Annotated in this window: 24 protein-coding genes and 1 pseudogene; 19 read left to right on the forward strand and 6 right to left on the reverse strand. The window is 61.2% G+C overall.

Features of this window, described 5'->3' with window-relative positions; translation table 11 throughout:
- Positions 1 to 205 precede the first annotated feature (205 nt).
- Entirely contained in the window at positions 206 to 421 is a 216-nt protein-coding gene (locus V8P77_RS24390; RefSeq protein WP_131709970.1) for a hypothetical protein, read from the reverse strand.
- A gap of 296 nt (positions 422 to 717) precedes the next feature.
- Here V8P77_RS24390 and V8P77_RS24395 point away from each other — a divergent pair, with 296 nt between their 5' ends.
- The 10 genes and pseudogenes from V8P77_RS24395 to V8P77_RS24440 all read left to right on the forward strand — a co-directional run bounded on the left by V8P77_RS24395 (position 718) and on the right by V8P77_RS24440 (position 7,398).
- Positions 718 to 1,287, forward strand: coding sequence for a hypothetical protein (locus V8P77_RS24395; protein ID WP_221953192.1), 570 nt, complete (start codon positions 718 to 720; stop codon positions 1,285 to 1,287).
- A gap of 51 nt (positions 1,288 to 1,338) precedes the next feature.
- Positions 1,339 to 1,689, forward strand: a complete 351-nt coding sequence (locus V8P77_RS24400) for a hypothetical protein (RefSeq protein WP_335914569.1) — start codon at positions 1,339 to 1,341, stop codon at positions 1,687 to 1,689.
- Between the two features lie 9 nt (positions 1,690 to 1,698).
- The gene (locus V8P77_RS24405) at positions 1,699 to 2,142 is read left to right on the forward strand and encodes a hypothetical protein (RefSeq protein ID WP_335914570.1); all 444 of its coding nucleotides are present in this window, start codon (positions 1,699 to 1,701) and stop codon (positions 2,140 to 2,142) included.
- A gap of 234 nt (positions 2,143 to 2,376) precedes the next feature.
- Positions 2,377 to 4,209, forward strand: coding sequence for a methyl-accepting chemotaxis protein (locus V8P77_RS24410; RefSeq protein ID WP_335914571.1), 1,833 nt, complete (start codon positions 2,377 to 2,379; stop codon positions 4,207 to 4,209).
- Positions 4,210 to 4,215: 6 nt separating this feature from the next.
- Positions 4,216 to 4,459 (forward strand): annotated as a pseudogene (locus V8P77_RS24415) (transcriptional regulator); the annotation flags it as partial.
- A 118-nt stretch (positions 4,460 to 4,577) separates the two neighbouring features.
- Complete coding sequence (locus tag V8P77_RS24420; protein ID WP_335914702.1) at positions 4,578 to 4,961, forward strand: type II toxin-antitoxin system RelE/ParE family toxin; 384 nt, start codon at positions 4,578 to 4,580, stop codon at positions 4,959 to 4,961.
- The gene (locus V8P77_RS24425) at positions 4,945 to 5,247 is read left to right on the forward strand and encodes a helix-turn-helix domain-containing protein (RefSeq protein WP_335914572.1); all 303 of its coding nucleotides are present in this window, start codon (positions 4,945 to 4,947) and stop codon (positions 5,245 to 5,247) included. Before V8P77_RS24420 ends, V8P77_RS24425 begins: the two co-directional genes overlap by 17 nt.
- Before the next feature lie 150 nt (positions 5,248 to 5,397).
- Positions 5,398 to 6,087: an HAD family hydrolase gene (locus V8P77_RS24430; RefSeq protein ID WP_335914573.1), complete on the forward strand. Its 690-nt coding sequence runs from the start codon at positions 5,398 to 5,400 to the stop codon at positions 6,085 to 6,087.
- 247 nt (positions 6,088 to 6,334) lie between these two features.
- Positions 6,335 to 6,970, forward strand: a complete 636-nt coding sequence (locus V8P77_RS24435) for a DUF433 domain-containing protein (RefSeq protein WP_335914574.1) — start codon at positions 6,335 to 6,337, stop codon at positions 6,968 to 6,970.
- Positions 6,967 to 7,398: a type II toxin-antitoxin system VapC family toxin gene (locus V8P77_RS24440; RefSeq protein WP_335914575.1), complete on the forward strand. Its 432-nt coding sequence runs from the start codon at positions 6,967 to 6,969 to the stop codon at positions 7,396 to 7,398. The genes V8P77_RS24435 and V8P77_RS24440 overlap by 4 nt, the downstream gene beginning before the upstream one ends.
- Before the next feature lie 53 nt (positions 7,399 to 7,451).
- On the opposite strand, the gene V8P77_RS24445 is transcribed toward V8P77_RS24440, so the two are convergent.
- Positions 7,452 to 8,099 carry a hypothetical protein gene (locus V8P77_RS24445; RefSeq protein ID WP_222043395.1) on the reverse strand — a complete coding sequence of 216 codons (648 nt, stop codon included), beginning with the start codon at positions 8,097 to 8,099 and terminating at the stop codon, positions 7,452 to 7,454.
- 263 nt (positions 8,100 to 8,362) lie between these two features.
- On the opposite strand from V8P77_RS24445, the gene thrC reads away from it, so the two are divergent.
- From thrC to V8P77_RS24465, 4 genes are read left to right on the forward strand one after another with little or no spacing between them, the layout of a single operon-like run.
- A complete protein-coding gene (thrC, locus tag V8P77_RS24450; RefSeq protein ID WP_335914576.1) occupies positions 8,363 to 9,787 on the forward strand; it encodes a threonine synthase in 1,425 nt (474 codons plus the stop codon).
- Between the two features lie 3 nt (positions 9,788 to 9,790).
- Positions 9,791 to 11,089 (forward strand): M16 family metallopeptidase, encoded by a 1,299-nt coding sequence (locus V8P77_RS24455; RefSeq protein WP_335914577.1) that lies wholly within the window; start codon positions 9,791 to 9,793, stop codon positions 11,087 to 11,089.
- A 29-nt stretch (positions 11,090 to 11,118) separates the two neighbouring features.
- Entirely contained in the window at positions 11,119 to 11,733 is a 615-nt protein-coding gene (locus tag V8P77_RS24460; protein WP_335914578.1) for a GNAT family N-acetyltransferase, read from the forward strand.
- Positions 11,730 to 14,642, forward strand: coding sequence for an EAL domain-containing protein (locus tag V8P77_RS24465; protein WP_335914579.1), 2,913 nt, complete (start codon positions 11,730 to 11,732; stop codon positions 14,640 to 14,642). The genes V8P77_RS24460 and V8P77_RS24465 overlap by 4 nt, the downstream gene beginning before the upstream one ends.
- A gap of 25 nt (positions 14,643 to 14,667) precedes the next feature.
- On the opposite strand, the gene V8P77_RS24470 is transcribed toward V8P77_RS24465, so the two are convergent.
- Both V8P77_RS24470 and V8P77_RS24475 read right to left on the reverse strand, forming a co-directional pair.
- A complete protein-coding gene (locus tag V8P77_RS24470) occupies positions 14,668 to 15,177 on the reverse strand; it encodes a DEAD/DEAH box helicase family protein (protein WP_335914580.1) in 510 nt (169 codons plus the stop codon).
- Between the two features lie 372 nt (positions 15,178 to 15,549).
- Positions 15,550 to 16,176, reverse strand: a complete 627-nt coding sequence (locus V8P77_RS24475) for a class I SAM-dependent methyltransferase (RefSeq protein WP_335914581.1) — start codon at positions 16,174 to 16,176, stop codon at positions 15,550 to 15,552.
- A gap of 461 nt (positions 16,177 to 16,637) precedes the next feature.
- Here V8P77_RS24475 and V8P77_RS24480 point away from each other — a divergent pair, with 461 nt between their 5' ends.
- The 3 genes from V8P77_RS24480 to V8P77_RS24490 are packed head-to-tail and all read left to right on the forward strand — an operon-like array spanning position 16,638 to position 18,048.
- Positions 16,638 to 16,826: a hypothetical protein gene (locus V8P77_RS24480; protein ID WP_335914582.1), complete on the forward strand. Its 189-nt coding sequence runs from the start codon at positions 16,638 to 16,640 to the stop codon at positions 16,824 to 16,826.
- A gap of 26 nt (positions 16,827 to 16,852) precedes the next feature.
- Positions 16,853 to 17,716, forward strand: coding sequence for a DMT family transporter (locus tag V8P77_RS24485; RefSeq protein WP_335914583.1), 864 nt, complete (start codon positions 16,853 to 16,855; stop codon positions 17,714 to 17,716).
- Positions 17,717 to 17,718: 2 nt separating this feature from the next.
- Positions 17,719 to 18,048, forward strand: coding sequence for a hypothetical protein (locus V8P77_RS24490; RefSeq protein ID WP_335914584.1), 330 nt, complete (start codon positions 17,719 to 17,721; stop codon positions 18,046 to 18,048).
- A 12-nt stretch (positions 18,049 to 18,060) separates the two neighbouring features.
- Here V8P77_RS24490 and V8P77_RS24495 read toward each other — a convergent pair whose 3' ends face one another.
- The gene (locus tag V8P77_RS24495; RefSeq protein ID WP_335914585.1) at positions 18,061 to 20,085 is read right to left on the reverse strand and encodes a winged helix-turn-helix domain-containing protein; all 2,025 of its coding nucleotides are present in this window, start codon (positions 20,083 to 20,085) and stop codon (positions 18,061 to 18,063) included.
- Positions 20,086 to 20,344: 259 nt separating this feature from the next.
- Between V8P77_RS24495 and V8P77_RS24500 the strand changes: the two genes are divergently transcribed.
- Both V8P77_RS24500 and V8P77_RS24505 read left to right on the forward strand, forming a co-directional pair.
- Entirely contained in the window at positions 20,345 to 21,088 is a 744-nt protein-coding gene (locus tag V8P77_RS24500) for a TRIC cation channel family protein (RefSeq protein WP_335914586.1), read from the forward strand.
- A 183-nt stretch (positions 21,089 to 21,271) separates the two neighbouring features.
- Positions 21,272 to 21,622: a DUF2200 domain-containing protein gene (locus tag V8P77_RS24505; RefSeq protein WP_222288561.1), complete on the forward strand. Its 351-nt coding sequence runs from the start codon at positions 21,272 to 21,274 to the stop codon at positions 21,620 to 21,622.
- Between the two features lie 88 nt (positions 21,623 to 21,710).
- Here V8P77_RS24505 and V8P77_RS24510 read toward each other — a convergent pair whose 3' ends face one another.
- A complete protein-coding gene (locus V8P77_RS24510) occupies positions 21,711 to 22,409 on the reverse strand; it encodes a TetR/AcrR family transcriptional regulator (protein ID WP_335914587.1) in 699 nt (232 codons plus the stop codon).
- Positions 22,410 to 22,560 lie beyond the last annotated feature (151 nt).

Raw genomic sequence — 22,560 nt, forward strand, 5'->3', positions numbered from 1 at the left:
CCCGATAGCGGCGGCGGCCTCCTCCTCGATCGCCATCTAGTGCATGAGATTGCCAAAGGTAGTCCTGCGGCTGCGGTTAGCCTGACATGACGCGGATTTGATGGATGTGGCGCTGTCCTGGACGAAGGCGCATCTCTGCCGTCTCGGTAACAGGCTCACCTGCTGCCAGACCACGTTCTCTCGGTGCTCGCAAGCTATCGGCGGCTTACCTCTGGCAGCCTTTCTTCCTCATCTTCCTTTCGATCTTGGCTCTCTTGTCGGTGCCATCCCCGGCATGCTTTCCGCCGGTCAGGGCATTATCCTTCATCGCCTGCAGCTGCGCACAGCTTCGGTGCTTACCCTTGGCGATGACGTCGGTGGATGTGAAGGCAAACAGCAGCACTACGGCTGCCGCCGGTCGGACGAAAGCTGAAAGCCTCATGGTCCCTCTCCTCTTGCACATGCATGGTACGCCCGAGACGGGGAAGCAGCAATGAGCGCGGTCCATCCCGATGGTAACGGACGCCGGGATGGAGGTTTTCCAACCCGCCGGCCGGCTCATGAAACCCTCCCAGAATGCTCGAACGTCAACCATGACGGCGAGGTCGGACCAAGGTCCGAGGCCCATCCGACTGAGTGCCTAAGGCAGGAACAGTGGTGTGAGAGCGAAGTTTGTCAGGCAGCTATCCATCCATTCCGGATGCGACGGCAAGTTAGAAACAAACGGAGGAATACACCATGATGAAGGCAACACATCTGGCCTTGGCGGCCGCCCTTTTGGCCGGCACGGCTGTTTCCGGCTTCGCTCAATCGTCTAGTACCGTCGGCACAGGCGGTTCGTCGGCCGGCGGCGGAACTGCGAGCAGCACGGTCGGTACTGGTGGCAGCTCTGCCGGGGGCACCTGCCCTGCCGGCGCAACCAACTGTAATTCCGGCTCATCCTCGACGCTCGGCACCGGCGGCTCATCGGCCGGCGGCGGCACCTCGAGCAGCTCGGTCGGCACCGGCGGCTCTGCTGCGGGTTCGGGCTCCGGCTCGGGGTCTGCTTCGACGCTTGGCACCGGCGGTTCGTCGGCCGGCGGCGGCACCTCCAGCAGCTCGGTCGGCACCGGCGGCTCCGCCGCAGGTTCGGGCGACGCGAACTCGGCCTCGAGCGTCGGAACTGGCGCTTCGTCTGCGGACGGAGACAAGACCGGCAGCACAGTCGGCACCGGCGGCAGCGCCGCAGGAAGCTCTGACAACAAGGGCAAGAAGGGCTGTGCGCCCGGACAGGTCAAGAAGGACGCCGCCGGCACAGAAGGCTGCTGACGATGTCGGCCGGCGCCTTCGCGGCGTCGGCCAACCCTTGGAGGTAAAGCAATGGCAAACTTTTCTACAATCACACTGGGCGCTTCACTCGCCCTGATCGCCGGACAGGCAATGTCCGAGGAGATCAAACTCGACGATGGAACGACATGCACCGTCGTCGAGACGCGGTCGTCGCAGGGAGACATGTCCACCACCGTGACGGCCGGCAACGGTCACGTTTCCTCATCGACCACAACCGGCGGCGGATCGAGCGGTTCCTCTTCGTCATCCTCCTCCGCCGGCTCCTCGGCCGGATCAGGAAGCGTCGACAGCTTTTCGACGGCAAGCATCACCCGGCCCGACGGCACCATCATCACCAAACGGTCCGACGGAACCTGCTCGGTCATGAAACCCAAGAAGTAGGAGATGGCAATGAAACCTATCAACCTTATCGCGGCCGCCTCGATCGCGCTGCTCGCATCGAGCTCGGCCGTTCTTGCGGAGGAGTGCAATGCGGCCGGAACCGTCGGATCGGCCGGAAGCGCCTCGGCCGGAGGCACATCCGCAAGTTCGCTCGGAACGGCCGGCACCTGCCGGACCGATGACGGCACGACCTCTTCGATCGGATCGGGGGGAAGTGCAGCCACCACCGATGGAAAGGCGCAAAGCAAGACCCACGTCAACGACAGTGGCGACAAGCTGAAGGCGCAGACGAAAGCCCAGGCAGTCGACAAGGGGACGTTCAGCAAGTCTCGCACAAAAACCAGCACAGACGGCAGCACGCTTGATAGTACGACCCGCACGATGTCGCATGTCCCGGGCGAGAAGCCGGTCAAGAACACCACCAATCAGAAGATCATCCTGCCGGAACAATAGTTGGATGGGGCTGGCCCTCGGCACAAGGGAGAGCCCCAGCCCTATTGCATCTTCCGGCGCTCAAGGTGCGCGCACCGGTCATCCGCTCTACGCTCAAAGCAGTTCAACTTTTCATCGAAGATGAAACATCCGCTGCAACCTGTTGTTTTCCCGCCACTAAGCGACACGCTGCTGAGAAATCATTAAGCATGTTCGGCTATTCTCACCTTCTGAGTTAAACGAGAGAGTCCTGTCATGGCGTCGATTCAACATAAGATCATCATTGCGAGCATCGCGATTTTCGCCTTGGCGGGCGGCGCCACGGGGGTCGGCATTTGGTCCGCCTCGACTCTTTCCGAAAACAACGCCGAGGTTGCCCGGTCGGCACAAATTCTGCGCAACCACATGCAGGCCGACATGATGCATGACGCGCTGCGCTCGGATGCGCTCGCATCATTGCTGGCGTCCAATCCGGCAGCAGGCATCGACGCTGCCGCGGTGAAGGCAGATCTGGCGGAACATGAGGCGTCGTTCCGCGAGATGCTTGACGCCAACAAGGCTCTTGCCGCCGACGACAAGACGAAAACGATCCTTGCCAGCGTCGAACGTCCCCTGCTTGCCTATATCGCAAGCGCCACTCAGATCGTCGAACTCGCCGGCAAGGACCCTACGGCAGCTTTGAAGGCATTGCCTGACTTCATGGCCCAGTTCTCGACGCTGGAAGCGGCGATGGAACAGGCCGGCGATCAAATCACGGCTGCATCCGAGGAAATTTCCAATCGCAGCTCTGATATAAAGGCGTCGGTCGATATTGTTCTGGAAGCCCTTTTGGCTTCGGCCGCGCTCTTCGCCTTTGGTCTCTATTTCCTCACCCGCAAGACCGTCACCAAGCCGATCCTTTCGCTTTCCGGCGATATGCAAAGGCTCGCCGGCGGCGACACGGCGATTGCCTGCACCGGGATTGGCCGCACCGATGAAATCGGAACGATGGCATCGGCCGTCGAAGTCTTCCGCCAGGCGGCGATTGCCAACAAGCAACTCGAAAAAGATGCCGAGGCCGCCCGCTTGCAGGGTGAAACCGAGCGGGTCACGGCGCGAAAGCAGGCCGACGAAGATGCAGCCGAACGGCTGCGGGCAGCGACATCCGGCCTCGCCGCAGGCCTGAAGAGGCTTGCATCCGGCGATCTCGCCTTCCAGATCGACGAGCCCTTCGCCCCGGACTTTGAAAACCTCCGGCATGATTTCAACATGTCGATCCGGCAGCTCGATCAGACGCTCAGCGCGATCGCGGCCGCCATTGCAGCGATCGACGAAGGCACAAGGGAAATCGCATCCGGGGCCGGCGATCTGTCGAAACGAACCGAACAGCAGGCGGCCTCTCTCGAAGAAACGGCCGCAGCGCTCGATCAGATCACCGCCAATGTCTCGAATTCGAGCAAGCGGACCGACGAGGCGCGCACTGAAGCGACCGATGCAAACCGCAATGCCGCCAAGTCTTCCGAGGTCGTGTCGCATGCCGAAGAGGCCATGCGCCGCATCGAGGCCTCGTCGCAGCAGATCTCCAGCATTATCGGCGTGATCGACGAGATCGCCTTCCAGACCAACTTGCTGGCGCTGAACGCAGGCGTCGAAGCGGCACGCGCCGGCGACGCGGGCAAAGGTTTTGCGGTGGTGGCCCAGGAAGTCCGCGAGCTCGCCCAGAGATCGGCTCAGGCGGCAAAGGAAATCAAAGGCCACATCCAGAAATCCTCGGTGGAAGTGGAAAGCGGCGTCAAACTGGTTCTCGACACCAGCCAGGTTCTGAAGGCGATCAGCGAACAGATTGCCCGCATCAATCAGCACATGGATGCAATCGCCGTATCGGCCAGAGAGCAGTCGACCGGCCTTGCCGAAGTCAATACTGCGGTCAATTCCATGGATCAGGTGACCCAGCAGAACGCGGCGATGGTGGAGCAATCGACAGCGGCATCCGGTCATCTCGCCGAGGAAGCTGCCAAGCTGCGTGAACTCGTTTCCCGGTTCAGGCTTCGTGCGACCGCTTCGACCCCATCTGCATCTGGACGCCGGGGTGGGCAGCTGGCGGCCTGACGGCTGCTGCTCACCGTTTCCATTCCTGCGATGTCGGCCCCCTCAGATCGGCGGCCGCTCCGCCGCGCCTGCCTTGGCGAGACCTTGCTGTCAAACTTCCTTGACAAAGGTTGGGCGCGCCGGACTGCGGAAAGCCGTTCTGTGACCCCGACCGGAAGGCGACCGGCAGCTCCTGGCGCTTTTTCTCATCGATTGCCGAGAAGTGCACAGCGGTCTGCGTCCGGAGGGCCAAAGTTCCCGCTATCAATAGGTCAGAGGAAATTTCGTTTCTCTTCCTCATATTTTCATTCAAAAATCAAAGGTGGCTGCCACACCCTGCGTGCCGACGTGCTTGATATCTATATCACGGAGTAATATATAAATTGCCGGTGAGAGTTTTGAAGGATCTGGAGTTCGCTGACTGGGCCGGCGAATATGACGTGACAGACGCCATGTTGTACGCGGCCGCGAAGGAGATCGAAGCCGGGCTGATCGATGCCAGATTGGGCGGCTTTCTTCTGAAGAAGCGAATGGCAGCTCCAGGGCGCGGCAAGCGTGGAAGCTATCGGACTATCGTTGGCTATCGCCAGGCAGACAGGCTTATTTTTATACACGGCTTCGCCAAGAACGAGACGGACAATATCACCAAGAAGGAGAAGGAAGCCCTTCGAAAACTCTGCGATGTCTACATGCGCGCCGACGACAAAAAACTCGCTGAAATGATTGAAAAGAAACAGATACTGGAGATCCAGCACTATGAGCAGGATTCTTAGAAACGTTCATAAGTCTGCTCAGCGACTGCATGAAGCCGGCTTTGTGGACGATGTGACGATGCGTGAGTTCGACGCTCTCTGCCTCCCTCCTCTTCGCGACTATACGCCCGAGGAGATCAAGAAGATTCGAAACGCAAACAAGGTCAGCCAGGCGGTCTTTGCCCAGTTCATCAACGTCAAGAAGATCACCGTTGCCGCATGGGAACAGGGGACCAAGAAACCCAGCAGCACGGCCATCAAGATCCTTGATCTTGTCGAACGAAAGGGGCTGGAAGTGCTGCGATAGCACCGTATCGAGCCTACTGCACTGCGACGCCGGAGCCGGTCGCTTGCCGCATCGCAGCCATGCTTGAGATCAGGTTGAGCTTTGGCCGGGCATCGTGTAAAGCCGCAGCATTCCCGGACAAGACCCAGACTTTCAGCAAGGCGTGAACATATGGACGGCTTCGACCTCATCATCTTCGACTGCGACGGCGTTCTCGTCGATTCGGAAATCATCGCGGCTGACGTCGAATCCGGACTTCTGACCGAAGCCGGATATCCGATCAGCGCCGAGGAAATGGGCGAGCGCTTCGCCGGCATGACGTGGCGCAACATCCTGCTGCAGATCGAGCGCGAGGCAAGCATCCCGTTTTCGGCCTCCCTGCTCGACAAGTCTGAGCATCTGCTCGACCTCAGATTGGCGCAGGACGTCCAACCCATCCCAGGCGTTGAATTCGCCGTCTCCAGGCTGCCGATCAAGCGCTGCATCTGCTCGAATTCGAGCACCAAGCGGCTCGACATGATGCTGACCAAGGTGGGGCTGAAGCCGCTGTTTGCGCCGAACATCTTTTCCGCCAAGGATCTTGGCCCCGACCGCGTCAAGCCGAAGCCCGACATCTTCCTGCACGGCGCAAGCCAGATGGGTGTTTCGCCTGACAAGGTTGTCGTGGTGGAGGATTCCGTCCACGGCGTGCATGCAGCCCGCGCCGCCGGCATGCGCGTCATCGGCTTTACCGGCGCCTCGCACAGCTATCCCGCCCATGCCGACAAATTGACCGATGCCGGCGCCGAAACGGCAATCTCCCGCATGAACGACCTGCCAGGCGTCGTCGCCGCACTGGCGGCCTGGGACAACGTTTTCTGAGGCGCTTCGAGCCCTGAGCCTCGATCGGCGACTATGACGACGACTTTGATCCGGGCAGCGGCAGCTTCAGGCCTGCTGACATCGGTGTTCCCTAGAACCTGAATAAGCGACGCTGAGAGGTGGGTTTCGTCACCTCTGCGCCACTCGGCGCTTGAATTAGGGACGGCAATGACGCTGTCGTTCGATCTTACCTTGCTAGCCGCTTAAATCATCCCTATATTGGAGATCAATTAGCAAGGAAGTCCTTATGCCTGCTGCCCACGCTCTCACTTTGACTGAGGCCGGTTACGTCCTGAACCGGTCGGCGACCGCTCTCAACAAGGCTGTCGATACAGGTGTTATCCGCGCGCGCCAGCGCAAGGTCGGCAGCGCTGTTCAGAGGCTTTTAGGCCCGGCAGAAATGCGATTTTTGCTCGTTGCCGACGGCCTCGATAAGGACCTGACTCCTGCCGGCCGTCGCAGACTATACGATGCGATCCGCCAACTCTCTTTCGACGCCCATCGCGTCAGTCTCGGGGAAATCGAGCTCGACCTGGGGAAGATAGATGCAGATCTCGAAACTCGGCTTCAACGCCTGGAAGCTCTGAAGGAGTGGGTAGACCTAGAGCGTGGCGAACCGCTGATAAAGGCTACCCGCGTTCCGGTCCATATGGTGGCAGCACTTGCCCGCGGACAGACTGTCGCGGAGATCGTCGAGGACTTTCCTTCCCTCAGCCGCGAGCAGGTCGAGGCCGCCATTGAATACGCGAAAGCATATCCGAAGCGGGGGCGACCCTATCCATCCCGCAGCCTCAAGCGATCGCTCGCCGATCTCGCCGAACTTGGGGCCTTCGATGAAGTCCACGAAGCAGCGGATGTTGCAGGCCCGCGGATAATTCCGTGACCGGCTATTTGCTGGACGAGAATGTCTTGCGTGAGTTCAGCCCGCGAGGCCACGCCAACGTCCGCAAGTGGATAGCCAGCGTCGATGACACGGAACTGCGCCTCAGCGTAGCGACGCTATTCGAGAAGCGCCGAGGTGCTGAAATGCTCAAGCGGCGCGACCCGGGGCGCGCCGCCGCTATCATTCGGGGAATTGCCACCCTGGAGAAAGCGTTTGCAGATCGGATTTTGCCGGTGGATGCCACGATTGTGGAAGAATGGACGCGCCTGCTCGGAGCCAAGAACAAGGACCGCTGGGACTTGGCGCTTGCAGCGACTGCGCGCGTTCACCGCCTTGTGCTTGTCACACGCAACATCAAAGATTTCGAGGGCCGCGGCGCACGGCTGCTCAATCCGTTCACCGATCCCCCGGAGCGGATCGAGCCCTAGAACAGGATGTCGTCCGAAAACCGCTTCCCACGTTTACTGAAAATAGCTCACATCTAGCTGCTCTTCTTGGTCTTCGCCGGCTGGGTGTCAAAGCCGATATTGACGCGCACCAGGGCGCCGGAGCCGACCGGCATCGTGATGCCGTCCTTGCGGAAGATGACCTGCGTACCCGGCGCGCCCGGCGGGATCTCGGTCGGGAATTTGGTGACTTCGGAATAGAGCACGGTCTCGCCGTCGACGACAGAGATGCGGATCGGCAGCGTCACCGGGCCTGGCGTGCCGGCCGGGCCGGTGATCAGGCGCAGCTGGGCGACGATGGTCATCGTCAGGTTCGTGTCGTTCAGCGTGCACTGGCGGGTGTAATCGCCGAACGAGGCCTGGAAGACGATCTGCTGCGGATCGTCCTTCTTGCCCTTGGCATAGGTGCGGAAGATCGCATCCTGGTCACGCATGAAGATCTGCGGGCAGGCGCCCTGGACGACCGGGGCAACGGTGCCCTGCGCCGTCGTGCCGGTGCCGATCGAAGGATTGTTCGAGGAGGGGTTGGCCGGCGCCAGCGGCATGATCTGGGCGGTGCCGTTCGGCTGGGTGGCCGGCGCAGCCGGCTTGCTGTCGCCGCCGATACCGAGCGAGTTGCAACCAGCGAGCAGGGCAAGAAAAGATGCGGAGACGATGAGACGCGAGACCTTGCCGAGCACCATATTCCATCCCTTGTATAAGCGCTTCTTGGAGGCCCCATGTCTTTTCCGTGGGGCCTTTCACGACGGTTTGCGATGGTCTATATCAGCGGCGCAAACAAAAATCGATTGGGTAAGCGCCGTTTTGATGCACTTTTCGACGCCGGATGCGGGCAAGTTCAACAAGATAACGGCAATGGTAAGGCCCGAAGGCACCACCTTGCCGATTTGCAGCAGACCGCACCAGGGCCGCGCCCGGCCGGATTCCCTCCAGCGATAGATCAAGGATGATGAACGTGGATTATATCTCGACCCGCGGCGAGGCCCCTTCCCTCGGCTTTTGCGACGCCCTTTTGACCGGGCTGGCGCGCGACGGCGGGCTCTATGTTCCGCGCAAATGGCCGAGCTTTTCCAAGAAGGAGATCCGCGCGCTCCGCGGCAAGACCTATCAGGAGATCGCCTTCACCATCCTGTCGCCCTTCACCAATGGCGAGATCCCCGACGACACATTCCGGGCGATGATCGACGAGGCCTACGGCACCTTCCGCCATCCGGCGATTGCGCCGCTCGTCCAGACCGGGCCGAACAGCTTCGTCATGGAGCTCTTCCACGGCACAACGCTCGCCTTCAAGGACGTGGCGATGCAGCTGCTCGCCCGGCTGATGGACTATGCGCTGGAAAAGCGCGGCGAGCGGGCGACGATCGTCGGCGCCACCTCGGGCGACACCGGCGGGGCGGCGATCGACGCCTTCGCCGGCCGCGAGCGCACCGACATCTTCATCCTCTTCCCGCATGGCAAGGTCTCGCCGGTGCAGCAGCGGCAAATGACGACCTCGTCGTCACCAAACGTGCACGCGCTTGCCGTTGAGGGCAATTTCGACGATTGCCAGAACCTGCTAAAGGCGATGTTCAACGACGCGGCCTTTCGCGACAGGGTCAGGCTATCAGGCGTCAACTCGATCAACTGGGCGCGCATCATGGCCCAGATCGTCTATTATTTCACGGCGGCGTTGGCGCTTGGCGGACCGGACCGGAAGATCTCGTTCACAGTGCCCACAGGCAATTTCGGCGATATTTTCGCCGGCTACTGCGCCAAGCGCATGGGCCTGCCGATCGACCGGCTGGTGATTGCCACCAACGAGAACGACATCCTGGCGCGGGCGCTGAAAACCGGCCGCTACGACATGAAGGCAGTCAAGGCGACGAGCTCGCCGTCGATGGACATCCAGATCTCCTCGAACTTCGAACGGCTGCTGTTCGAAGCCTATGACCGCGATGCATCGAAGGTGCGCGCGGCGATGGAAAGCCTCAAGCAATCCAACGGCTTCGAGATCGGCGCGCAAGCGCTGAAGGCGATCCGCCGCGACTTCCGCTCCGGGCGCGCCAGCGAGAGACAGGTGGCCGAGACGATCCGCAAGACCTATGCCGAGACCGGTTATCTGCTGGATCCGCATTCGGCGATCGGCCTCTTCGTCGCTGCCAAGAAAGAAAAGCCGAATACGCCGATGGTGACGCTTTCGACCGCGCATCCGGCGAAATTCCCCGCCGCCGTAAAATCCGCCTGCGGTATTGACCCGGCGCTTCCGACGTGGCTTGCTGATCTGATGCAAAGGGAGGAGCGTTTCCAGATCATCAAACCGGAGCTGAAAGCCGTTGAAAACTTTATCGGCAAGCACGCCCGCGGCGAGACGACAGCAGGCGCAGAAAGATAGCCAATGACAGTTGAGTGCACCCGGCTGAAATCCGGGCTGACAGTAGTCACCGAGACCATGCCGCATCTTGAAAGCGTTGCGCTCGGAGTCTGGATCAAATCGGGATCGCGGAACGAGACGGACAACGAGCACGGCATCGCTCACCTGCTCGAACACATGGCCTTCAAGGGTACGGCGCGGCGCACGGCCCGCCAGATTGCCGAGGAAATCGAGGATGTCGGCGGCGAAGTCAATGCCGCCACCTCGACCGAGACGACCTCCTATTACGCCCGCGTGCTCAAGGACTACGTGCCGCTCGCCGTCGACATCCTCGCCGACATCCTGACGGAATCGGCCTTCGAGGAAGAGGAGCTGGAGCGCGAGAAGCAGGTGATCCTGCAGGAGATCAACGCCGCCAACGACACGCCCGACGACGTGGTGTTCGACCGGTTCTCCGAAGCCGCCTATCGCGACCAGACGCTCGGCCGGGCGATCCTCGGCACGCCGGAAACCGTCGTCTCCTTCACGCCGCAGCAGATCCGCGGCTATCTCGGCCGCAACTACACGACCGACCGCATGTTCGTGGTAGCAACCGGCGCTGTCGAGCATGAAACATTCCTGCGTTTGGTCGAGGACCGTTTCGCCAGCCTGCCGACCGCACCTTCCGCGCCGCCCGTCATGGACGCGGCGCGTTATATCGGCGGCAGCGTGCGTGAACCGCGCGACCTGATGGATGCGCAGATCCTGCTCGGCTTCGAGGGCAAGCCTTACCACGCACGCGATTTCTATTGTTCGCAGATCCTCGCCAATATCCTTGGCGGCGGCATGTCATCCAGGCTGTTCCAGGAGGTGCGCGAATTTCGCGGCCTCTGTTATTCGGTCTATGCCTTCCACTGGGGCTTTTCCGACACCGGCATCTTCGGCATTCATGCCGCGACCGGTGGCGAAAACCTGCCGGAACTGGTGCCCGTCATCATCGACGAGCTGCACAAGTCAGCCGATGCGATCCACCAGAACGAGATCGAGCGCGCCCGCGCCCAGATCCGCGCCCAGCTGTTGATGGGTGCGGAAAGCCCGGCTGCCCGAGCCGGCCAGATCGCCAGGCAGATGATGCTCTACGGCCGGCCGATCTCCAATCCGGAGATGATGGAGCGGCTGGAAGGCATCACCATCGAGCGGCTGACCGACCTCGCCGGCCGGCTGTTCTATGACACGGTGCCGACGCTTTCGGCGATCGGTCCACTGGAACAGCTCGCGCCGATGGAAGACATCACTGCCTCGCTTTCGGTGCCGGCGTCGAAGACGCTTCAGGCAAGCCGCTGAGCCGACGTCCGTCCTGCCGGGAGTGATCGATGCCAAAATCGGTTTTTCGGTTCCTGTCTCGGCAGCCGGAAGCGGTGGAGCTGGAGAACGACAGATATCTCCTGCGCCTGCCGCGCTATCAGGATTTCAACCAGTGGCACCGGCTGCGCGCCGAAAGCCGCAAGTTCCTGGAACCCTGGGAGCCGACCTGGCGGCGCGACGAGTTGACGGAAGGCGCCTACCGCGCCCGCGTCGTCCGCGGCAAGCAGGAATATGCCTCGGGCCAGGCGGTGCCGCTGTTCATTTTCCTGAAAGGCGACATGACGCTCGTCGGCGGCGTCACCATCGGTTACATCAGAAGGGGTGCGGCACAAAGCTGCATGATCGGCTACTGGATGGGCGAACGCCATGCCGGCCAGGGGCATATGCACGCCGCCCTTCAACTGGTTATACCTTACATCTTCGCCGGGCTTGAGTTGCACCGTATCGAAGCAGCCTGTATTCCAGATAACGCGCGCAGCATCCGCCTGCTTGAAAAAGCCGGGTTTCAACAGGAAGGCTATCTGCGCGGATATTTGAAGATCAACGGTCAGTGGCACGACCATGTGATGTTTTCACGTCTCGCCACCGATACGGATAAAGGCAGGAAAACCGACAGCCGATGACAAGAGACCGCATGCTGCCCAAGTCACCGTCCGGACGAGTGATCGCGGTGATCGCAGCCCTTTTCCTGGCAGCCTTCGCCTTCGTGGCGGGTGTTGCCCAGGCGGCCGAACCGGTAAAAATTTCCCGTGACGATACCGCGCTCGATCTGACGGCAACGACCGAGATCTACGCCAACCAGGGCGAAGCCTTCCAGGTTTCGACGGCGGCTGGCGCCGACGGCATCCGCCGCCGCATCGAGGTCAGGGCAAGCTCGGAGAACCATCAGGGCGACTGGGCGGTGTTTGCGCTCGCCAACGTCTCCGAAGAACAGCTCGAGCGCGTCATCGTCGCGCCGCATTTCCGTCTGGTCAATTCCAAGCTGTTCTGGCCGGATCTCGGCTCGCAGCGCATCAGCGCGATTACGCCGAGCGAAGGCTTCGCGCTCGACCGGCAGCCGAGCGACGAAGCCGACGTCTTCCGCATCACGCTGAACCCAGGCGCCGTCATCACCTTCGTCGCCGAACTGTCGACGCCGGAGCTGCCGCAGATCTATCTCTGGGAACCGAACGCCTACAAAGACACGATCAACGCCTTCACGCTCTATCGCGGCATCGTGCTCGGCATTGCCGGCCTGCTCGCCGTGTTCCTGACCATCCTCTTCGTCGTCAAGGGCACCTCCATGCTGCCGGCGACGGCCGCACTCGCCTGGGCGGTGCTCGGCTATATCTGCGTCGATTTCGGTTTTCTCGGCAAGCTGATCAGCGTCGCCTCGGCCGACCAGCGAATATGGCGCGCCTGCGCCGAAGTGGCGCTGGCCTCGAGTTTCGTCATCTTCCTCTTCACCTATCTCAACCTCAACCGCTGGCATGCGCATCTCGGCTACGCCACGCTTGCCTGGGTGCTCGGCCTTGCCCTGCTCTTCGGCGTGGCGATCTACGATCCGTCGATCGCCGCCGGCATCGCGAGGCTTTCCTTCGCGTTGACGGCCGCGACGGGACTGCTCTTGATCATCTATCTCGGCTTCAACCGCTACGACCGCGCCATTCTGCTGGTGCCGGCCTGGGCGCTGACGCTCGTCTGGCTGTTCGGGGCGTGGCTGACGGTCACCGGACGGCTCGACAACGACATCATCCAGCCGGCACTCGGCGGCGGCCTGGTGCTGATCGTGCTGTTGATCGGCTTCACCGTCATGCAGCATGCGTTCGCCGGCGGCGCCTATCAGCAAGGGCTGTTTTCCGATCTCGAGCGGCAATCGCTGGCGCTGACCGGCTCCGGCGACATGGTGTGGGATTGGGACGTGGCGCGCGACCGCGTCGTCACCATTCCCGACGTCTCGATCAAGCTCGGCCTGTCGCCCGGCGCCATGCATGGCGCGGCGCGCAACTGGCTGCCGCGGCTGCATCCCGACGACCGCGACCGCTTCCGCGCCACGCTCGACGTGCTGCTCGAACACCGGCGCGGGCGGCTGAACCACGAGTTCCGCATCCGCGCCGAGGACGGACATTTCCACTGGCTGTTGATCCGCGCCCGGCCGGTGCTCGGCTCGAACGGCGAGATCATCCGCTGCGTCGGCACGATCGTCGACGTGACCGAGCAGAAGAATTCCGTCGAGCGGCTGCTGCACGATGCGCTGCACGACAATCTGACCGGCCTGCCGAACCGGCAGGTCTTCCTCGACCGGCTGCAGTCGGTGCTGGCGCTGGCGCCGGGCGGCGATACGCTGCGCCCGACGGTGATGGTGATCGACATCGACCGCTACAAGCTGGTCAATGATTCGCTCGGCGTTGCCGCCGGCGACAACATTCTCATCGCGCTGACGCGGCGGCTGCGCCGGCTGTTGAAACCGCAGGACACACTGGCGCGGCTTGCCGGCGACCAGTTCGGCCTCATCCTGGTTTCCGAGCACAATCCAGCCAAGGTCGCCGATTTCGCCGATGCGATCAGCAAGGCGATCATGGTGCCGATCAACTTCGCCAATCGCGAGATCATTCTGACGGCCTCGGTCGGGCTTGCCTCCTGGGTCGACCGGCAGGAGAGCGCCACCGGCCTGCTCAGTGATGCGGAGCTTGCCATGTACCGGGCAAAACGGGCCGGCGGCAACCGCGTCGAGCCGTTCCAGCCGGCCTTCCGCGACTTCGGCACCGACCGGCTGCAGCTGGAAACGGATCTGCGCCGCGCCATCGAGCGCAAGGAATTGGCGATGGTCTACCAGCCGATCGCAAGGCTGGAGGATGTCGAGGTCGCCGGTTTCGAGGCGCTGATGCGCTGGGAACATCCCAAACGCGGCAATATCCCGCCGTCCGAATTCATCCCGATCGCCGAGGCCTCCGATCTTATCGGCCCGCTCGGCATGTTCGCACTGGAACAGGCGACCAACGATCTGATGAGCTGGCAGCACCAGACCGGCGAATTGCCGATCTTCGTCTCGATCAATCTGTCGAGCGTGCAGCTGCTCAACAACGAACTCTATGACGACGTGCGTTCGGTTCTCGCCAAGACGCATTGCCAGCCCTCGCGCCTCAAGCTCGAACTGACGGAATCCATGGTGATGGAAAATCCGGAACAGGCTCGCCTGGTGCTGCAGAAGCTGAAGGAAGCCGGCATCGGCCTGGCGCTCGACGATTTCGGCACCGGATATTCGTCGCTCGCCTATCTCACCCGCTTCCCCTTCGACACGATCAAGCTCGACAAGACTTTGGTGCGCGACAGTAGCGACAAGAAGGCGATCGTGCTCAGATCGGTGATATCAATGGCGCGCGAACTCGACATGAAGGTGGTGGCGGAAGGGATCGAATCCAACGAGGATGCGATCGAGCTTGCCAAGATGGGCTGCAACTACGGCCAGAGCTACCTTTTCGGCCCGCCGATCCCTTCGGAATCGGTGCTGCGGCTGCTGCGCGACCGGTTTCCGCTGACGAAACGGGCCTGAGCGGAGCCGCCGACCTGATCGGTCGTCAGGTGAGTTGAGCGAGGATATCGTCGACGACACTTGGGACAGTACCCGCCGTGTCGATATTGATGCCGATCGGAAGATATTCCCGGGTATGGTGATAGCGGAGCACCAGCGCCCGCTCTGCCGGCTCGAAGCCCGGCTCATTTGGCCGCCCATCCAGTCGTCGGTTCAAGGTCTCAACGTCTATGTCGAGCACGAAAACCTTATCGAAAAGGTCCAGGAATTTATCGAAATTGCGCGAGCCGCCACAGAAGAAAGTGGCAGGATGGGTGGTGTCGGCAGCAATAGCGCGGACCTTGTCGACACGCCAGATCCAGTGGGCGTATCCCCAAACGATGCGGTCCGCGCCTTCGGGTGGTCCTGCGAGCGCCTGGCCCGTCTCGGGGTCGCCGACATAGGCCAAGACCCGGTCACCATGGACGACATGGTAGCCCCGCCGCTCCAGTTCGGTAGCGACAGACGTTTTCCCAGTGCCGGAACCGCCTTCGATCAGATAGTTCTTGATTCCCATAGGCGCCGCTTATCATGGACTTCGATCTGGTGAGAAGACACCCTACCTGGGACGCTTCGCCAAAGAAATGACGGCCCCTCTCACTGCTCACGTATGTTTTCCAAGCGGCCAATCCTTGGCCGAAGGGGTGGATATTGAGGATGCGCTGGAACTAGCGGTGCATGCCGAGATTTGACATTGTCGGCCAGCATCCAGCGGGGCCGTACTTCTCGGCGCAAATGTTCTCGGCCTGAACAATTCGACCGAGCTGCTTTGCGCCCCCTTGTCGGCCACAGAGGGGATCTTTGCCTTCGCCCGGAAGCCGACATTGCGGTGACCACCTGGAGTTCAAAGTCGCGCCACAACCGGCCATTCCCGTAAGTTCTCTATGCGTCACGCCCGACTCGCCCGAACGCTCAGCCACCGATCATGGGGCCTTCCGACGCACTGACGTATCTCGCTGACGATCCAGCCGGCGTCTGTGAGTGCGGACCGCAGGGCAGGCTCGCGCCAGTACGTCTCGACGTAGCGTCGGGGCGCTGCAGCACTGCCGTGTGTCGACACATCCTCGCCTTCGCCCTCTCTTACCGAGGCGTGCAATCGGCCACCGGTCCGGGTTGCCTCGGCAAGCCTTCCAAGCACCATGCCGAAATCCTCGCGCGCGACATGAATCAGGCAGGCACAGGCCCAGATCCCGTCATACGGCGTGCCGGGACGCTGCGGGTCGGCCAAGTCATCGGTCAGCGGGTCCAACAGGTCGGCTTCGAAGCCACTTTCGCGAAGCAGTTCGACGAAACCCTTTGCAATGTCGGTGCGCCGGACGCTCAATCCCCGCTTCTCAAGCTCAAATGCATCTCGCCCGCCACCGCTTCCGATCTCCAGCACCCTGCCCGAGCCGCCCAGCTCGGCCACGAACGCATCGATCTCTGTCGCGACCCATTCGGGCATCGCCGCGGCCTCGGCAGCATACTCCGCCGCGACCCTATCATAGGACCGCACGGTATCCAGGTCGGTGCTCATCCTAGCGCTCCTCCTTCAAGACAAGAGGCCTGATGAGCGAGAGGCCCATCAGCCCGTTGCGCCCTTCACACTTCGGCAGTTGGTGACATCGCGGGCGATTTGCTTCCGAGCTATAGCAGAAATGCTGTCAGAGACGCCACCGACCGAGCCAATGCTGCCGGGCGGCAATGCGCCCTCTATCCAGTCACTCAGCTAGTTGTGATGTACGCCCAAGAGCCGCCGCTTGTTCCAGTCGCTCTCGAAGAGCATCTCGTGCCAGTTGAGCGTCGCGCGGCATCGCGTTCGAGCTGCCACGAGACCTTGAGATTGGGCTGAATGGAGCACGTGCATAACATCGGATACGGATGCCGTCTCACTTGCGTTCAGCAATTTTCAAAACTCCTTCAGACCCCTTTCATGACTTGCCGGGCGGTCTCGCGTCTTTTCCATCACGTCGGATTTTCACTTGGCGGGAGACATAGATGCTCGGTTTCACCGAATTCAGAGGTGTAGCAGTCCGGCTCGACTGGGACGGCGGGCCGAATGCAATTGTATCGGCCGTGGCGCCGAGGGCGGAAGGCACTTCGTCGGGCCTGGCGGCGCGACGCTTCAAACACAGCCGAATCGACCCGTACACCGGCGGCATACCGCTCGAGACGAGGATCGGCTGATCATGACTAGGCTCAGCGCCAATCTCATGCTGTTGCTGGCAGCCGCCTTTTGGGGGTTTGGCAATGTCGCGCAAAAGACGGTGCTCGAGCATCTCGACCCGTTCAGCGCGGTTGGACTGCGCTGCCTGATCGCCGCGTTGCTGGTCGCGCCCTTTGCCCTGTCGGGCAGGACATCGCGACCGGCCGCAGATTGGGCGAGCCTTGCGCGCGTCAGCACGCTGTTTTCGATCTCCATCGCGCTGCAGCAATATGCCTATCTCGAAACCTCCGTTACCAATGCCAGCTTTCTGGTCAACACGGCGACCGTGATGACGCCACTGGCGGCATGGCTGCTGCTCGGTGAAAGGCCGGCATCGATTGTCGTCCTTGCTGCAGCGGTCACATTGTTCGGTATCTTGCTAATCGCCGGAGAACTCGACACCGCGAGCCGTGGTGATCTAGTCGCCCTGCTATCGGCCGCTTGCTACGCGCTGTGGATGGTCGAGCTCGGCCGACACATGCAGGCGCATGGCGACGCGGCGATGGCTGCCAGCGCACAGTTCATGCTGGCGGCGCTGCTGATGTTGCCGGTCGGCCTGACTAATGGTGGCATAACTGGTGCAGCTGTAGTCGCGGCTGCGCCAGAACTCGTCATTCTTGGCGTATTTTCGACCGCGGCGGCTTTCGGCATCCAAACCGTCGCGCAACGCTTCACCACCGCCAGCCACGCCGCCGTGATCGTCAGTGCGGAAAGTGTCTTCGGCGCCGCCGGCGCGGCTCTGCTTCTCGGCGAGCGACTGTCGGCCACCGTCACGCTTGGCGCGCTGATCGTGCTCGCGGCGATCCTCCTGCTCGCTATTCAGAGCAGATCGCAACCACACCCCAAGCTTATTGAAACGAAGGGAGCATGATCATGAGACGCATTCTAGCCGGTCTTGTCCTAACCACGAACTTAGTCCCCGCAGCGGTTGCGGAAGTCGATCTGAACCGCTACATCGCCGAACGCGCCGCCAATTGCTGGGCGACGCCTACGGCGATGCGCGGCTTCAAGCTCGATGTCGCCCTTGAAGTGCGATTTACGCGCGAAGGCCACGTCGATCTGGTTCAGATCGCCGACTATGTGCCGGAGAGCGAGACGGCTCGTGTGCTGGCGATCGACTTCGCCGAAGCGCTGAAACGTTGCGGACCATATGCAACGGAAGGCATGCGAGAGATGAAGTTAAATCTCTCCTGGCCAATGTGAGTCAGACGCGGCTCAGGGTTCCACGGAGAACTCATAGTCGTTGAAACGGGTATCATAGCGGTACTCGTTCTGATCTGTCGTAGTGCCGCCGGGATTGCGGAAGACATAGCCACACGAGGCCAACAGCTGAGGATATGCGGAGCACAGGCTGTCGCCCTGTATCCAAATATGACCTTCAAATGTGTCAGGACCGACTGTCTTGGTGACCTTACCGTCCGCGTCGGCCGACAGCCGATAAGGCGCCATGTTGGGCGGCAGTTTGCGACCGTTGAGCCGATGCCCGGAGATCAGCTTTTTGACACTGGCGCCATTTAGGCGATCGGCTGGGTCCCAGCTGTTGGCCGGCGCCTCGGGCACGCCCGCCTTGCGCAGGCCGTCGAGCAGCCGGATTATGTCGGCCTCGTTTTTATAGACGAAGTATTGCTGGGCAATCATCAAATTCGGCTCGCTCTCGCCGGCATATCGAACTACCGCCTTAAGTTTCGCCTGCGCGGCTGCCATCTCCGTGAGCCGATCCAAGTGTGCATAGGCCGCGACGAGAAGATGCATCGCGTAAAATTTCGACCACGGGTCTGGTGAAGAAATGTCCATCTGCTCGGTCGCAGCGATGACGTCCTCGTAACGGCCTTCGCCGAAGGCAATCAATCCGGTCAGATAGCGCCGCCACTCCGTCCAACCGGGATCGACGCGGAAGGCGGTGGCGAGAAAGCCGCTGCCTTCACCGGGTCGGCCGTTAAAGCTCAGCGCCTGGCTCATTCCCTCATAGGTCCATGAGTCGCTTGGATCGAGTGGGATCGCCTTTTGCAGCAGCGAGATCGCCTCGTCTGACCGGTGTTGGCGGGTCAGCAGATCCGCGCTAAGCTGGAAATAGGCCGGTGGCGGATTGCGCGAGGCGAGTTTAAGGCTTTCCGTGCGCCTCACAACGCTCTCGTCCCAGTCTATGCCCAGTGCCTTTAGCCGCGGCTCGTCGGCGTCCCAGTAAAGCCAGGCCATCTCCGCAGCAGCTGCTCCGAATTGCGGATCGAGCACCAGCGCTTGTCTCAGATATCCCAGCGCTTCGACCGTTCCCTCCACAGTGTTAGCTCGGCGCGCCTCGATTGCGCGGCGGTAAGCCTGGAACGCTTCGGCATTGTCGGTGTCGCCCGAGACGGCAAGGTTCGCCTTGCCTGGCACGAGCTTTATCTGCAGCGCATCTACGATTTCCTCTATCACATCATTTTGGAGATCGAATACCCCGGCGAACGTACCGTCGAACCGCTTCGCCCAGAGTTGGCCAACTGTTGCAGCATCGACCAGCTGGGTGTTGATGCGCACCGCATCGCCCGCACGCTGCACCGAGCCCCCGAGTAGATAGCGCACGCCAAGCTCACGCGCGATCTGGACGGGAGCGAGCTCGCTCCCGCGATAGGCGGCAGCGGCATTGCGCGAGACGACGAACAGCCCCGGCACACGGGCAAGCTCCGTGGTCAAATCCTCAGTGATGCCGTTTGCCAGATAAGCCTGTTCCTGCGCTTCACTGAGATTGGCGAAAGGCAGCACAGCGATTGACAATGAGTCCGGAACGCCGACGTCGCGGCCCCGCGTCCAGAAAAAGATGGCGAGGACAGCCACCATAATCAGGCCGGCAAGGATCGCGCTGGTGTGCATGATCCGTACCTTCGGTGGCGCTGCTTCGGCCAGCGTGGCACCCGCGCTGTTTGAGCGCGAACGGTTGGATGCCCGGTCCGGCAACACGAGGCGATAACCCCGTCGCGACACGGTTTTGAGCAAGAGCTGCCCTTCGTCGCCGATCGCCTTTCTAATTTCACTGATGCATTGCGACAGGCTGTTTTCGGTAACCGCGATGCCGGGCCACACTGTGTCCAACAACTCGTCCTTGCCGATCACGCGGCCCGCATTTTCAACCAGATGTTTCAGCACTGCCAACGACTGTGGCCTGAGCGCAATGTCCTCGCCCCCTGGCCCACGGAGCAGCCCGGCGTTGAGATCAAGCTCGACACCATTGAGATCGAACCTCGTCTGTAGCGTTCCATCCAATGCTACATCCAACGCAAGAGTTGGGCGGGAATTAAGCCGCCACTTGCCAGCATCGGCTCAAGTTCCGGAAAGTCAATACAGGACGTCGGTCGGTGGCGCCGCTGCAAAGGCAGGGCGATCGCTTGACGAGTTAAACACCGGACGCAACCTGCACACTTCAGGCGCTTTCACGACTCTTTCAGACCAGCTTCAGGACCGTGCGTGTCAAGTGCAGCACTCTCTCCCACGTCGACCAGGGCCGACGTTTGGAGTTTCGAAAATGGTGAAAATCATCCTGTTCCTGACCATGGCCGTGCTTACCGCGATTACATTTGCCCAAGCACAGTTTCCTGTCAGCCTGTTGAGCGTATTGAATCTTGCCGCGACAGTTGTTTTTTCGCTTGCCGGGGGGTTGATCATGCGCGCCGCGTTCGCGAAAATCTCCCCCGATGCCGCTATCGCAATTTTCGCGGCGGGCTTCCTGACCGCGAACGGTGGCGGCACGATGCGCGACTTTGCATTGGGCCAAGCGCCGTTCTGGCTTTTCGACATCAGTTATTTGCTCATATCGGCCCTGACCACCGTACTCATTCTTGTCATTCGCAACTTCTCCACGCCGAGGGTTGTCGGAGTAATTGCCATGGCCGATGATTTTTCGACCGGGGTCTTTGTGGCAGCCGGCGTCATCAAGGTAGCCAGCTGGCTACCGTTGGACAGCCAGTTTTTCATGCTTGCCGCGGCACTGTCGGGGTTCGCGACCGGTCTGGGTGGAGGCATTTTGCGGGATTGCCTGTTGCTGAGACGGAGACCCGTCGCCTTCACGGCACCGTGTCTGCTCAATGTAACTGTTTGCAGCGGTTTGCTCGCCGTATTAACAACGTACGAGCTTCTCCCGGCGTTCGGTCTCGACACCATAGAGACCGAAACCTGTATGCTCGCGGGACTAATTGTATGCGGAAACCGCGTGACCGCTGGGATGACGTTGCTGAGGTCGATTTCTGATGGGAAGCTGAGACACCTGTGAGCGTCTGCTTTCGCTTTGAGCGAGCCAAAAGCTGCCCGTCCGCTCCCGGCCCCGCTGTAGGGATGCCGCCTTTGCACTGATCTGCTTCGCGCCCGCGGAAGCCTACTCATTATCCGCCACTTGTTGAGGTCTTGAAGTCAGCTATCTCAAGCCGGAAAATATCCGGAACGTCGAGGAGCAGGCATGACGAAGCATCGCATCTATTCCATCAGCGTCGCGAGCGTCTACCCCCACTATGTCGCCAAGGCAGAGAAGAAGGGGCGCACGAAAACGGAGGTCGATGAAATCATCTGTTGGCTGACGGGGCATAGCCAGCAGAGCCTGGACGATCAGTTGGCTGCGAAGACCAACTTCGAGGATTTCTTTGCGCAAGCGCCTCAGATGAATCCCTCCCGATCGTTGATTACCGGCGTGATCTGCGGTGTCCGCGTGGAAGACATCCAGGAAACGACGATGCGGGAAATCCGCTATCTGGACAAATTGATCGACGAACTTGCCAAGGGGAAAGCGATGGAGAAAATCCTGCGGAAATAGCCGGGAAACCGTGTCGCGACGGTGCCGGCGATCACCCACCGCAAGCCCGCAGAATCCGGCACCGTCTCGTCCGGCAGATGGCTGATTTTCATCGTCGCGGCGCAAGGCCATCAAGCAGGAAGTCGAGGCCCTTCCTGAAGGCGCCGTCCCAATCATTGTCCAGCAGCAGACGAGAGCGCTCGATCGTCGGGTAGTGCTGGCTCAGACCCGTCAGGCGCTGCTGCGCGGCCGCCCTGTCCTCGTCCGAGAGCTCGAAGTTCGCCCGGGTGATGGTGGCGCCGATCACAAAGTTCCAGAGCGACCAGATCGCGGCGTTCAAATCCGCGTCCGCCACACCGGCTTTGGACAAGGCCTTGCTCAGCAGTTCCAGGCGAGCGAGGATGTTCGGGCCGAGAGCCCGGCGCGGCAACAGCGATGCCGACCAGGGATGGCGCAGCATGCTGGCGCGCCAGTCTTCGAGCAGATGAACGATGTCCTCGCGCCAGTCTTCAAACGCAACGATACCAGGCGATGCGCGATATTCGAGCACCGCGTCGAGCGCCAGATCGAAGACCTTTTCCTTGTTGTCGACGTGCCAATAGAGGCTCATCGCGCCCGAGCCGAGGCGATCGGCCAGCCGGCGCATCTTCAATCCGTCGACGCCCTCGGCGTCCAGCAGTTCCACCGCGGTCGCCACGATCCGCTCCAGGGAAAGGCTCGGTTCACTGCGCGGCTCCTGCCCGGACTGGGGTGACGCACCCCTCCGCCCAGACCCTTTGCTCTCCGCACCGCTGCGTTTGGCTGCCATTCGTCTTCCTTGCTGATCAGAAGGTCGATCTAAGCCGACAATGCTGGGAATGTCGATGCCGACCGATTGACTCGTACGCTGTACGATGCAATTTAATCGTACGCCGTACGAGTCAGTCATGTGGCGATAAGATTCCATCCTGCAGGCCACG

It is taken from the genome of Rhizobium aouanii (assembly GCF_037002925.1).
Taxonomy (GTDB): domain Bacteria; phylum Pseudomonadota; class Alphaproteobacteria; order Rhizobiales; family Rhizobiaceae; genus Rhizobium; species Rhizobium aouanii.